Genomic DNA, 12,376 nt, shown 5'->3' on the forward strand with positions numbered 1-12,376 from the left:
GACAAACAACATGGCTTTCTCCTCCCCTTCCGACAGCGCCGTTTTCGAGTCCGTCGAGGCGCCCGACCTGGTCGGGCTGGTCGAGGCGCAGCTGACCCGCGCCATCGTCGAAGGACACCTCGCGCCCGGCAGCCGCATCGTGGAGGCCGAGATCGCGCGCCGCATGGGCGTGAGCCGCGCCCCGGTGCGCGAGGCCGCGCGCCGGCTCGAACGGCAAGGCGTGCTGGTGGCGCGGCCGCGCCACGGCTTCGCGGTGCGCACCATCAGCGTCCAGGAAATCGACGACCTGTTCGAAGTGCGGTTGAGCCTGGAGATGACCTCGGTCGAGTTGGCCTGCCGCAAGGCCGACGACGCGGGCCTGGCGCGCCTGCGCGCGCTGGTCGACGCCATGGTGCGCGACGCGCCCACGCAGCCGCAGCACGTGCGCATCGCGACCGACCTGGCTTTTCACACGCTGATCAGCGAGCTCTCGGGCAATGCCCACCTGCACCGCATGTTCTCGAACACGCAGACCGAGATGCAGATGATCATCGCGCTCATCGATGCGGTCTACCACGACCCCGAGACCATGGCCAACACGCACTACCCGATCGTCGACGCGCTCGAGAGCCGCAACGTCGACGCATCGCGCGCGGCCATGCGCGAGCACCTGGACGACGCCTGGGTGCAGGTGCGCGCGCTGTTCGTGAAGCAGCACGGCACCGCGTCCCCAACCACCTCCACTTCCCCACAAGGACCCGCGCGATGAAGATCGTCTACAGCGACGTGCACAAGGACCACGACCCGCAGCTCTTCATGGTGCGCGGCCGCCTGAAGCGCAGCAACGAGCAGCCCGAGCGCGCCTTCCGGCTGCTGTCGGCGGTCGAGCACGATGGCCACGAGGTCGTCGCGAGCGAAGACTTCGGCGCCGGCCCGCGCGCCGCGATCCACACGCCGGAGTACCTGCGCTTTCTGGAGACCGCCTACGCGCGCTGGCGGTTGCTGGACGACCCCTCCGACGAGGTGATGCCCAACATCCACCCCTTTCCCGGCGAGCCTTGCACCTACCCGGAAAGCGTGGTCGGACAGGCCGGCTACCACATGGGCGACAACGCCTGCTCCATCGGTGCGCACACCTGGGAGGCGGCCGTGGCCTCGGCGCATGTGGCCACGCATGCCGCGCAGCTGGTGCTGCAGGGCGAACGCGCAGCCTATGCGCTGTGCCGCCCGCCGGGCCACCATGCGTATGCGGACCGCGCCAACGGCTTCTGCTACCTCAACAACACGGCCATTGCCGCGCAGCAATTGCGTGCCGTGCACGACCGCGTGGCCATCCTCGACATCGATGTGCACCACGGCAACGGCACGCAGGGCATCTTCTACCGCCGCGCCGACGTGCTGACCATTTCGCTGCACGGCGACCCGCGCAACTTCACGCCCTTCTTCACCGGCTACGCGCACGAGCGCGGCGAGGGCGCGGGCCTGGGCTACAACATCAACAAACCGCTCGCGCTGGGCACCGACATCGACGGCTACCTGCCGGCCCTGCGTGATGCCTGCCAGAGCATTCGCGCCTTCGCGCCCGGCGCGCTGGTGGTGGCGCTGGGCCTGGACACGCACGAGCGCGATCCCTACAAGGGCATGAAGATCACGACGCCCGGCTTCGCACAACTGCTCGCGGAGATTGCGGGCCTGGGCCTGCCGACCGTGCTGGTGCAGGAGGGCGGCTATCTCTCCGATGACCTGGGCCCCAACCTCGCCAGCGCGCTGCGCGGCTTCGCGGGCGCCGCATGACGGCGGAGGCCGGCTTCGACGACGAGGTCTTGAGCGAAGGCTCGCCCGCGCTCGATGCCGACTGGGTGCGCTCGCTCGCGCTGCGCCACTACGGCATCGAGGGCGAGATGCGGCCGCTGACCGGCGAGCGCGACCGCAACTACCGCTTCGAATCGGCACGCACCGGCGAGCGCTTCATGCTGAAGATCTCGCATCCGTCCGAGACGCCGCTGGTGGCGGACTTTCAGACGCAGGCGCTGCTGCACATCGCGGCCACCGATCCGGAGCTGCCTGTGCAGCGCATCGTGCCCACGCGCGACGGCCTGCCTTCTTTTTCGAGCGACCCGGGCGACGGCCTGCCACGCGTGACGCGGCTGTTCAGCTACCTGCCGGGCACGCCCATGCCCGATGCGCCGCGCACTTCCACACAACAACTGAATCTCGCGCGCACGCTGGCCCGCCTCGATCTTGCGCTGCGCGGCTTCGAGCACCCGGCCGGCGCACTGGCGCTGCCCTGGGATATCCAGCGCGCCGACAGCGTGCGCGGCCTGCTCCGGCACATCGCCGACCCGGAACGCCGCGCACTGGCGGAGCGTTCGCTCGACCGTTTCGGGCGCGATGCCAAGCCGGTGCTCGCGGGCCTGCGCACGCAGCCCATCCACAACGACTTCAACATCTACAACGTGCTGGTCGACCCCGGCGACACCGACCGCATCGCGGGCGTGCTCGATTTCGGCGACATGGTGCGCGCACCGCTGATCGACGACCTGGCCGTGGCCGCGGCCTACCAGCTCGATCCCGCGGGCGATGCGCTGGCCGGCATCGTGCCTTTCGTCGCGGCGTACCACGCGGTGCTGCCGCTCACGCGCGAGGAGGTCAACGTGCTGTTCACGCTCATCACCGCGCGGCTCGTGATGGTGGTGGCGATCAGCGGCTGGCGTGCCGCGCGCCAGCCCGACAACGCGGCCTACCTGCTGCGCAACAACCCGCTGTCGTGGGCCCGCCTGCAGGCCTGCGACCGCATCGGCAACGACGCCGCCAGTGCCGCGTTCCGGCGCGCCTGCGGCATGAACCAGAGTCACGAACATGCCTGAATCTCTTGTGGAGCGCCGCGCGCGCCTGCTCGGCCCGGCCTATCGCCTGTTCTACGAAGCGCCGCTGCACCCGGTGCGCGGCCAGGGCGTGTGGCTCGACGATGCCGACGGCAAGCGCTACCTCGACGCGTACAACAACGTCGCGTCGGTGGGGCATTGCCATCCGCATGTGGTGGAGGCGATTGCCAGGCAGGCCGGGGTGCTCAACACCCACACCCGTTACCTGCACCAAGGCGTGCTCGACTATGCCGAGCGTTTGCTGGCCACCATGCCACCCGCGCTGGGCCATGCGATGTTCACCTGCACCGGCAGCGAGGCCAACGATCTGGCGATGCGCATTGCCAAGGCGCACACGAAGGCCGAAGGATTGATCGTCACGCGCTTTGCGTACCACGGCGTGACCGAGTCGATCGCGCAGGCCTCGCCCTCGCTCGGGCGCTTCGTGCAGCTGGGCAAGGCGGTGCGCACCGTGCCGCCGCCCGACAGCTATCGCGTATCGCCCGAGGACCAGGGCAAGGCTTTTGCCGCCGGTGTGCGCGCCGCCATTGCAGACCTGCAGGCCCATGGCATGCAGCCCGCCGCGTTGATGGTCGACACGGTGTTCTCGAGCGATGGCATCTTCACTGACCCCGCAGGTTTTCTGCACGAGGCGGTGGCGGCCATCCGCGAAGCCGGCGGCATCTTCATTGCCGATGAAGTGCAGCCCGGCCTCGGGCGCACCGGCGACGCTTTCTGGGGCTTCATGCGTCACGAGGGCCTGGTGCCCGACATCGTGACCATGGGCAAGCCGCTCGGCAACGGCCATCCGCTGGCCGGACTCGCGGTGCGCCCCGAGGTGCTGGCCGCATTCGGCCGCGAGTGCCGCTACTTCAACACCTTCGGCGGTAACCCGGTCTCGATGGCCGCCGGCATGGCCGTGCTCGACGTGATCGAGCGCGAAAGCCTGATGGCCAATGCGCAGCGCGTCGGCCGCCACCTGCGCGCCGGGCTCGCGAAGCTCGCCGAGCGCCACACGCTGATCGGCGACGTGCGCGGCGCTGGCCTGTTCATCGGCCTGGAGCTGGTGACGGACCGCCAGGCGCGCACGCCCGCCACCGCGGAGACCGTGCGCGTCGTCAACGGCCTGCGTGAGCGGCAGGTGTTGTTGAGCGCCACGGGCGAACACGCGAACACGCTCAAGATCCGGCCGCCGCTGGTGTTTTCCGAAGCCAATGCGGACCTGCTGGTCGAGACGCTGGACAAGGTGCTGTCCGCGCTCTGACCGTTCCCCCCGTGCGTGGCCATGGCGGCAAGCGCCGCCTTGCGCCAGAATCGTTCGCCTCCCACGACCGTCCCCTTGCCACCATGAACATCGTCGACTCCTTCGCCAATGTCGCCCGCTTCGTCGACATCCGGCGCGACATCCACGCGCATCCCGAACTCGGCTTCGAGGAACACCGCACCTCCGAGAAGGTTGCGAACCTGCTCACCGAATGGGGCATCGAGGTGCATCGCGGCATTGCCGGCACCGGCCTTGTCGGCGTGCTGCGCAAGGGCACGGGCAGCCGCACCATCGGCCTGCGCGCCGACATGGATGCGCTGCCGCTCCACGAAGCCAACGAGTTCGCCCACAAGTCGACGAACCCCGGCCGCATGCACGCTTGCGGGCACGACGGGCACACGACGATGCTGCTGGCCGCCGCGTGGCATCTGTCGCAGCAGGGGCCGGATGACTTCGACGGCACCGTGAATTTCATCTTCCAGCCTGCCGAGGAGATGGGCAAGGCCGGCGCCAAGAAGATGATCGATGAGGGCCTCTTCGAGCGCTTCCCGTGCGATGCGGTCTTCGGGCTGCACAACTTCCCGGTCGGCGACGTGGGTCGCTTCGCGCTCAACGAAGGCGCGCTGATGGCCTCGAGCAATACGTACAGGATCACCGTGCACGGCCGCGGCACGCACGCCTCGATGCCGCACACGGGCATCGATCCGGTGGCCGCGGTGGTCACGCTCGCGCAGCAGTTGCAGACCATCGTGGCGCGCACCATTCCCAGCACCGAGCGCGCACTGCTTGCGGTCACGCAACTGCAGGGTTCGGATGCGCCCAATGTGATCCCCGACGTGGCCACGGTCGGCGGCACGATCCGCACCTTCTCGATCGAGGCCATCGACAAGATCGAGGCGCGGCTGCGCGAAGTGGCGGCCGGCGTGGCGGCGGCGCATGGCTGCACGGCCGAGGTGTACTTCAACCGCTCGTCGCCGCCGACGGTGAACCATCCAGCCGAGGCGCGCTTTGCCGCGGGCGTGATGCGCGAGGTGGTGGGCGACGACATGGTCACCGACGACTTTCCCGCCGTGATGGGCGCCGAGGACTTCGCGCACATGCTGCTCGCGCGGCCCGGTTGCTATGCCTTCCTCGGCAATGGCGACGGCGACCACCGGCTCGATGGACACGGGCCCGGCCCTTGCATCATTCACAACACCTCGTTCGACTTCAACGACGAGATCATCCCGATCGGTGCCAGCTACTTCGTGAATCTGGTGCAGCGCTGGCTGCCGTCGGGCACCTGAGTTCTTCTTCCTGTTGATGATGATGAAAGCGGCCGCAAAGATGACTTCCACCCTGCTCACCCGACGTTCGCTGGCCGCGGTTGCCGCCGCCATGGCCCTCTGCAGTGTCGGCCTTGCTGCCCACGCACAGCAGCGCGTGATCCACATCATCGTGCCCTTCGGCACTGGCGCCGTGCAGGACACGGTGGCGCGCGCCTTCAACAGCGAACTGGGTGCGGCGCTCAACGCCAGCGCCATTGTCGAGAACCGCGCGGGCGCGGGCGGCACCGTGGGCGCGGCCGTCGTGGCCAAGGCGCCGGCCGATGGCAGCACGCTGGTGCTCGCGGCCGCGAGCCACAACATCGCGGCCTTCCTGTACAGCAAGCTGTCCTACGACCCGCTGAAGGACTTCGTCGGCGTGGCCAACGTGGGCAACGCGGGCTATGTGCTGGCGGTGGCGAGCGGCATGAACGTGTCGAGCACGGCCGACTTCATCAAGGAGGTCAAGGCCAACCCGGGCAAGTACAACTACGCCTCGGCGGGCAACGGCAGTGCCACGCACCTGGCGATGGCGTCGTTCCTCGCGAAGGCCGGCTTGCAGATGACGCACATCCCGACCAAGTCCACCGGCGAAGCCGTCAACGAAGTGCTCGCGGGCCGGGTGCAGGCCGTGATCTCGTCGAGTATCGGCGTCATGGGCTTCCAGGACGATGCGCGCATGAAGCTGCTCGCTTCCACCGGCCAGACGCGCAGCCCCTTCCTGCCGAAGCTGCCGACCGTGGCCGAGAGCGGCCTGCCGGGCTACGCCTTCGATTCGTGGATCGGCCTGCTCGCACCGGCCGGTACGCCCAAGGCGGAGGTCGAGCGGATCAACGCTGCGGCCAACAAGGTGCTGGCCGATCCGGCGATCCAGGAACGCTTCAAGCGACTGGGCGTGGAGCCGCGCAGCCAGAGTGCGGAAGAGTTTCAGAAGCTGCTGCGCGCGGATTGGGATGCGATGGGCGTGGTGGTGAAGGCGTCGGGCGCGAAGATCGACTAAATGTGAATTACAAGACTTGTCTTGTTTTCAGCTGATACAAGCTTGGGCTTGTAATCAGTAAAAATATGCCAAAGCTTGTATGTTGACAAAACAAGCCAGGGCCGATATCTTGCTTGCAAGATGGACTATCCCCTTCGCTTCGTCGACCAGTTGCGGCCCCACCTGAAGGCGCTGCGAAAAAAACGTGGCCTGACACAGGCGCAAGCGGGTGCGCTCGTCGGCGTCAGCCAGGCCCGGATCGCAGAGATCGAGGCGAATCCCGGTGCTGTCGGTCTCGAGCAGTTGGCGAAGCTTCTGTCGGCGCTGGGGGCGTCCTTCTACTTGCGGGACGAAGCGCCTTCAAGCGGCCCCGTGTACGCCATGGAGGAGCGCCCGGAATACGCGTTGCCCCAGGACACGGCCGTGAACGTCCCCGCGGGGTGGGCGACCCGGAAGATGAATGACGGGTCCGTGCTGGCGACGTTGTCTCCGGAAGAGCCGGACGCTGCGGCTGCGCAATCGTCCGAGGACGGGGCAGCCCAGGTTCGATCGACCGCGCCGGGTGCATTGCTCCGGCAGCTTCAAGCCCTGAACCCGGGCAAGGACGTCAAGCCGACATCGCGCCGCAGCTTCGTCATCCGGTCAAAGACGGGCTCCTGGTGATGCAGGCGCTGAATGCGTGGATGAACGGGGAGCTGGTCGGCACCTGGTCTGTCGATCGCGATTCCCACACGTTCAGGTATCACCCCGGATGGCTGGAATCGCCGCGACAGCGATCGCTGTCGCTGTCGATTCCGATCAACAGCACGCTCGAAGTCCGGGGCGACGTTGTCAGGAACTACTTCGACAACCTGCTGCCCGACAACATCGGGATCCGGGTGCGCCTGGGCCACCGTTTCAAGCTCAAGGACATCGACACCTTCGACCTGCTCGAAGCCATCGGGCGTGACTGCGTCGGCGCCGTGCAGCTGTTGCCTGAAGGCGTGGAGCCCGAAGGCTGGAACGCAATGAACTGCGAGCCCCTGGGCGACAAGGAAATCGCCGAGCTGCTGCGGGCCGTGCCGTCCGACGCCACCCCCGAAAGCATGCGCGACGAAGACCTGTTTCGCATCTCCCTTGCCGGTGCGCAGGAAAAGACCGCCCTGACCCGCTGGGACGGCGCGTGGTGCCGCCCGCACGGCGCCACGCCCACCACGCACATCATCAAGTTGCCGCTCGGGCTCATCGGCGGCTCCAGGCGCGTGGACGCATCCGACTCGGTGCAGAACGAATGGGTTTGCGCGCAGATCGTCGAGGCGCTCGGCCTGGCTGTGGCGCCTACATCCATGGCGACTTTCGAGGGCCAGACGGTCCTGGTGGTGGAGCGTTTCGATCGCGAGCGGATGGACGGCGGCGCATGGATCGCGCGCCTGCCGCAAGAAGATTTTTGCCAGGCCATGGGGCTGCCGTCGACCCAAAAGTACGAGCACGACGAAGGCCCCGGCATGCCCAATTGCCTGCAGCTCCTGCAAGGAAGCCGGAGCGCCGACGACCGCACCCGGTTCCTGCTGACCCAGCTGGCTTTCTTTCTTCTCGCCGCGACAGACGGCCACGCCAAGAACTTCTCGGTCCGCCTGTACCAGGGCGACGTCTACGACATGACGCCGCTCTACGACATCATTTCGATGTGGCCCTACTTCGGCAACGGCCCCAACCAGTTCCAGCCGCGCAAGGCGGGCCTGGCCATGGCGGTTCGCTCCAAAAGCAAGCACTACCTTTTCCACACCATCCAGACGCGCCATTGGCACCGGCTGGCGATGAAGAACGGCGGCATCGACGTGTGGAATGCCATGCTGGATATGGTGGAGTCGCTTGACGAGGCATTGGGCGAAGTCGAGTCGGCGTTGCCCGCGGACTTTCCTCAGCGCACCTGGGAGGCCGTCTCGCAGGGCATGCGCAGCGAGGCGAAAAGATTTCTCGCGGGAATCGCCGCGATTGGCACCGTGCCCTGACACTGCGCGCCGCGTTGTAGGACGCCGGTCAATTGACAACGGCCTTGCCGCGGCCATGCTCCTTTCATGAGTTCCGACGCATCCGCTCGGACTGAAAGGACATCTCTCATGGACTCGACATCACCCCATCCGCCTGCGGGCAAATCGCCCAAGGCCTTGTGGATTGCCATCGGCGTGCTCGGGGCCGCCGTGATCGCGCTGGGCGGAACGCTTCTGCATCGGCAAGGGCAGGTTGCCGGTGCCCCGCCGCCGATGGCGGTTGCGGCCACATCGCCATCAACGCAGGCGCCGGATGACTTCAAGCCTGACGCGCGCCCGGCCTTGCCCTCGGTGCCGCCTGCGGGCAATGCACCGGCCGCGCCTGTCGAGGCGCCCCGGGTCGCGGCGGCGCAAGCGGCTGCAGGTCCAGGCCCCGTCGCTGCGGAGCCGGCGCAGGCCGCCGCGCCGCCGCCCTGCGCCGTCTGCGGCCACGTCGAATCGGTCCACCCGGTGCAGCGCGCCCAGCCGACCAGTGGCGTGGGCGCGGTGGCCGGCGGGGTGGTGGGTGGACTGGTGGGCAACCAGTTCGGCCACGGCAACGGCCGGGTCGCCACGACCGTCCTCGGTGCGGTCGGTGGCGGTTTTGCGGGCAATGCCGTCGAAAAGCACGTGCGCAAGGTGACGGTCTACCAGGTGGCCGTGCGCATGGACAACGGCTCGCTGCGCACGGTCGAGACGAAGACCGCGCCGCCGATCGGCAAGCCGGTCACGCTCCGAAAAGGCCTGCTGCGTCCGGCGGACGGCCACAAGTAAAAGCGGCGCCAGCGGCTTGCGAGCCACCCGGCGATATCACACAACCCACGCGGTCCGGAAGAGCGCTTGCCCACGCGGAGCTTGACGATATATCCTTAATATATTTAAAGTGCAGACCTTTCCCACCGTCACACCCCAGGAGCAACCCGTGAGCAATCCCCGCTGGCAAGGCATCTTCCCCGCCATCACCACCAAGTTCCACGCCGACGAGAGCATCGATGCCGAGGGCACCGCGCGCCACATCGACTTCCAGATCCGCAACGGCATCCACGGCCTCGTCACCTGCGGCTCGCTCGGCGAAGCCAGCACGCTGACGCTCGAAGAAAAGCTGCAGGTCGCGAAGATCGCGCTCGAAGCCGCCGACGGCCGCATCCCGGTGCTGGCCAACGTGTCGGAAACCAGCACCCGCGAGGCGCTGCGCTACGTGGACGGCGCCAACAAGCTCGGCGTGGCCGGCTTCATGGTGATGCCCTCGGTGATCTACGTGGCCGACGCGCGCGAAGCCATGCTCAACGTGCGCACCATCGCCAACGCCGCGCAGAAACCCATCATGGTCTACAACAACCCGGTGGCCTACCGCGTGGACTTGAAGCCCGAGCACATGGTCGAGCTGGCCGATTGCGAGTGGATCGCGGCCATCAAGGAAAGCACCGACAACATCCGCCGCATCACGGACCTGCGCAACACGGTGGGCGACCGCTACCAGCTGTTCCTCGGCGTGGACGACCTCGCCTACGAAGGCCTGGCGCTCGGCTGCGATGGCCTGCTGGCCGGCGTGGGCTGCGCCTTCCCGCGCGAGACCGTGGCGCTCTACGACCTGATGAAGGCCGGCAAGTTCGCCGAGGCGCTGAAGCTCTACCAGTGGATGACGCCGATGCTGCACCTGGATGTATCGACCAAGCTGGTGCAGAACTTGAAGCTCATCGACCTCCTGGTCGGCGTGGGCACGGAGCACATGCGCCGCCCGCGCCTGCCGCTCATCGGCGAGGAGCGCGCCTTCATCGAGCGCGTCGTGAAAAAGGCGCTCTCGACGCGGCCGGTGCAGTACCAATCGGTTGTGTAATAACCGCCCTTTCATTGTCCCAACCTAGGAAGAAGCATGAAGACAAAAGCAAGCATGGTTCCATTCATCGGCGGCATCGGCCTGGTGGCGCTCGCCATCGCAGGTCAGGCCAGCGCGCAGGAGCAGGTCGTCAAGATCGGCCACAGCGGTCCCCTCTCGGGTCCCAATGCGTTCGCGGGCAAGGACAATGAAAACGGCGTGCGCCTGGCCATCGAGGAGCTCAACGCCAAGAAGCTCAGCGTCGGCGGCAAGACGCTGAAGTTCGAGCTGGTCTCCGAAGACGACCAGTGCGATGCCAAGACCGGCGTGAGCGTGGCGCAGAAGTTCGTGGACGACGGCGTCAAGTTCGTCATGGGCCCGTACTGCTCGGGCGTGGCGATTCCGGCCTCGCGCGTCTACAGCGACGGCGGCACCATGGTCTCGACCGTGGGCACCAACCCGAAGGTCACGCAGGGCGGCTACAAGAACCTCTACCGCATCATCGCGAGCGACAACCAGATCGGCTCCAGCATGGCCGTGTACGCAGCCAAGGAGCTGAAGGTCAAGAAGGTCGGCGTCATCGACGACCGCACCGCCTTCGGCCAGGGCCTCGCCGAAGAGTTCACCAAGGAGGCGCTGAAGCAGGGCCTGACCGTGGTCGGCAAGGAATTCACCACCGACAAGGCCGTGGACTTCACCGCCATCCTGACCAACCTGAAGGCCAAGGCACCCGAGGCGATCTTCTTCGGCGGCTATGCACCGCAGGCCGCCCCGATGGCGCGCCAGATGAAGCAGCTCGCCGTGCCTGGCAAGCTGCTGGGCGGCGACACCGTCTGCAGCCCCGCCACCGGCAAGCTCGGCGGCGATGCGGTCAACGACCTCGTGTACTGCGCACAGGGCGGCTCGATCCTCGAGAAGGCGCAGAGCGGCCCGGCCTTCAAGGAGAAGTTCAAGAAGCGCTTCAACGCCGATGCGGATGCCTACGCCGCCTCGTACTACGACCAGGTGCTGTTCATCGGCGAATCGATGAAGAAGGCCAACTCGATCGACCCCGACAAGGTGGGCGCGCAGCTCTACAAGGACACCTACAAGGGCGTGGCCGCGACCTATTCGTATGACGACAAGGGCAACATGAAGCAGGCGCCGATCACGGTGTTCACCTTCAAGAACGCCGCCCCCGTCCCCATCGCCAGCTACTGAACGGACGACGCCACAACATGCAACGCATCCAGATCGTCGACTCGCACACGGGCGGCGAGCCCACGCGCCTTGTGATCGGCGGGTTTCCCGACCTGGGTGGCGGCAGCATGGCCGAGCGCCGCGCACTGCTGGCCGACCAGCACGACAGGTGGCGCGCGGCCACTGTGCTGGAGCCGCGCGGCAGCGACGTGGTGGTCGGCGCGCTCTTGTGCGAGCCGGTGTCGCCCGACGCCGCCGCGGGCGTGATCTTCTTCAACAACGCCGGCTACCTGGGCATGTGCGGCCACGGCACCATCGGGCTGGTCGCGAGCCTGGCGCACATGGGGCGCATCGGCGTGGGCGAGCACCGCATCGAGACGCCGGTCGGCACGGTCACGACCACGCTGCATACCGACGGCTCGGTGAGCGTGCGCAACGTGCCGGCGTACCGGCATCTGCACCAGGTGGCGGTCGAGCTGCCGGGCCATGGCACCGTGCGCGGCGATGTGGCGTATGGCGGCAACTGGTTCTTCCTGGTCAGTGAACACGGCCAGCGCGTGACGAGCGACAACCTCGCCGCGCTGACCGACTACACGGCCGCCTTGCGCAAAGCGCTCGCAGCACAGGGCATCACGGGCGCGGACGGCGCGGAGATCGATCACATCGAACTCTTCGCGAACGATGGCGACGGCGCGGACAGCCGCAACTTCGTGCTCTGCCCCGGCAACGCCTACGACCGCTCGCCCTGCGGCACCGGCACCAGTGCCAAGATCGCCTGCCTCGCCGCCGACGGCAAGCTCGCGCCGGGCGAGACCTGGACGCAGGCCAGCGTGATCGGCAGCCGTTTCGAGGCCAGCTACGCGTTGGACGGCGACAAGGTCATCCCGACGCTGCGCGGCCGCGCGCACATCAGCGCCGAGGCCACGCTGCTGGTCGACGACGAAGACCCGTTCGGATGGGGCATCCGGCTCTGACGCCGCTG

Annotated in this window: 12 protein-coding genes; all 12 read left to right on the plus strand. The window is 67.4% G+C overall.

The features are described 5' to 3' along the window. The first annotated feature begins 10 nt into the window (after positions 1–10). The gene (locus NU688_RS22900; protein WP_257863104.1) at positions 11–748 is read left to right on the plus strand and encodes a GntR family transcriptional regulator; all 738 of its coding nucleotides are present in this window, start codon (positions 11–13) and stop codon (positions 746–748) included. Further along, a complete protein-coding gene (locus NU688_RS22905) occupies positions 745–1,773 on the plus strand; it encodes a histone deacetylase family protein (RefSeq protein ID WP_257863105.1) in 1,029 nt (342 codons plus the stop codon). Before NU688_RS22900 ends, NU688_RS22905 begins: the two co-directional genes overlap by 4 nt. After that, positions 1,770–2,846 carry a phosphotransferase gene (locus tag NU688_RS22910; RefSeq protein WP_257863106.1) on the plus strand — a complete coding sequence of 359 codons (1,077 nt, stop codon included), beginning with the start codon at positions 1,770–1,772 and terminating at the stop codon, positions 2,844–2,846. Before NU688_RS22905 ends, NU688_RS22910 begins: the two co-directional genes overlap by 4 nt. Continuing rightward, entirely contained in the window at positions 2,839–4,107 is a 1,269-nt protein-coding gene (locus tag NU688_RS22915; protein WP_257863107.1) for an aspartate aminotransferase family protein, read from the plus strand. Before NU688_RS22910 ends, NU688_RS22915 begins: the two co-directional genes overlap by 8 nt. A gap of 83 nt (positions 4,108–4,190) precedes the next feature. Further along, positions 4,191–5,393 (plus strand): M20 aminoacylase family protein, encoded by a 1,203-nt coding sequence (locus NU688_RS22920; RefSeq protein WP_257863108.1) that lies wholly within the window; start codon positions 4,191–4,193, stop codon positions 5,391–5,393. Between the two features lie 40 nt (positions 5,394–5,433). Next, positions 5,434–6,411, plus strand: coding sequence for a tripartite tricarboxylate transporter substrate-binding protein (locus tag NU688_RS22925; RefSeq protein WP_257863109.1), 978 nt, complete (start codon positions 5,434–5,436; stop codon positions 6,409–6,411). Between the two features lie 120 nt (positions 6,412–6,531). Beyond that, positions 6,532–7,053 (plus strand): helix-turn-helix domain-containing protein, encoded by a 522-nt coding sequence (locus NU688_RS22930; RefSeq protein ID WP_257863110.1) that lies wholly within the window; start codon positions 6,532–6,534, stop codon positions 7,051–7,053. Continuing rightward, a complete protein-coding gene (locus NU688_RS22935) occupies positions 7,053–8,381 on the plus strand; it encodes a type II toxin-antitoxin system HipA family toxin (protein WP_257863111.1) in 1,329 nt (442 codons plus the stop codon). The genes NU688_RS22930 and NU688_RS22935 overlap by 1 nt, the downstream gene beginning before the upstream one ends. Positions 8,382–8,489: 108 nt before the next feature. Further along, on the plus strand, positions 8,490–9,173 hold the full coding sequence (locus tag NU688_RS22940; RefSeq protein ID WP_257863112.1) for a glycine zipper 2TM domain-containing protein: 684 nt from the start codon (positions 8,490–8,492) through the stop codon (positions 9,171–9,173). 148 nt (positions 9,174–9,321) lie between these two features. Beyond that, positions 9,322–10,236: a dihydrodipicolinate synthase family protein gene (locus NU688_RS22945; protein WP_257863113.1), complete on the plus strand. Its 915-nt coding sequence runs from the start codon at positions 9,322–9,324 to the stop codon at positions 10,234–10,236. 36 nt (positions 10,237–10,272) lie between these two features. After that, entirely contained in the window at positions 10,273–11,415 is a 1,143-nt protein-coding gene (locus NU688_RS22950) for a branched-chain amino acid ABC transporter substrate-binding protein (RefSeq protein WP_257863114.1), read from the plus strand. Positions 11,416–11,432: 17 nt separating this feature from the next. Then, on the plus strand, positions 11,433–12,368 hold the full coding sequence (locus NU688_RS22955; protein ID WP_257863115.1) for a 4-hydroxyproline epimerase: 936 nt from the start codon (positions 11,433–11,435) through the stop codon (positions 12,366–12,368). The last annotated feature ends 8 nt before the right edge of the window (positions 12,369–12,376 follow it).

The sequence above is a fragment of the Variovorax sp. ZS18.2.2 genome (assembly GCF_024701975.1).
GTDB lineage: Bacteria > Pseudomonadota > Gammaproteobacteria > Burkholderiales > Burkholderiaceae_C > Variovorax.

What these genes read in the sequence shown, in the direction of transcription:
- NU688_RS22900 (WP_257863104.1), top strand. Translation starts at nt 11, where the DNA reads ATGGCTTTCTCCTCCCCTTCCGACAGCGCCGTTTTCGAGTCCGTCGAG.
- NU688_RS22905 (WP_257863105.1), top strand. Translation starts at nt 745, where the DNA reads ATGAAGATCGTCTACAGCGACGTGCACAAGGACCACGACCCGCAGCTC.
- NU688_RS22910 (WP_257863106.1), top strand. Translation starts at nt 1,770, where the DNA reads ATGACGGCGGAGGCCGGCTTCGACGACGAGGTCTTGAGCGAAGGCTCG.
- NU688_RS22915 (WP_257863107.1), top strand. Translation starts at nt 2,839, where the DNA reads ATGCCTGAATCTCTTGTGGAGCGCCGCGCGCGCCTGCTCGGCCCGGCC.
- NU688_RS22920 (WP_257863108.1), top strand. Translation starts at nt 4,191, where the DNA reads ATGAACATCGTCGACTCCTTCGCCAATGTCGCCCGCTTCGTCGACATC.
- NU688_RS22925 (WP_257863109.1), top strand. Translation starts at nt 5,434, where the DNA reads ATGACTTCCACCCTGCTCACCCGACGTTCGCTGGCCGCGGTTGCCGCC.
- NU688_RS22930 (WP_257863110.1), top strand. Translation starts at nt 6,532, where the DNA reads ATGGACTATCCCCTTCGCTTCGTCGACCAGTTGCGGCCCCACCTGAAG.
- NU688_RS22935 (WP_257863111.1), top strand. Translation starts at nt 7,053, where the DNA reads ATGCAGGCGCTGAATGCGTGGATGAACGGGGAGCTGGTCGGCACCTGG.
- NU688_RS22940 (WP_257863112.1), top strand. Translation starts at nt 8,490, where the DNA reads ATGGACTCGACATCACCCCATCCGCCTGCGGGCAAATCGCCCAAGGCC.
- NU688_RS22950 (WP_257863114.1), top strand. Translation starts at nt 10,273, where the DNA reads ATGAAGACAAAAGCAAGCATGGTTCCATTCATCGGCGGCATCGGCCTG.
- NU688_RS22955 (WP_257863115.1), top strand. Translation starts at nt 11,433, where the DNA reads ATGCAACGCATCCAGATCGTCGACTCGCACACGGGCGGCGAGCCCACG.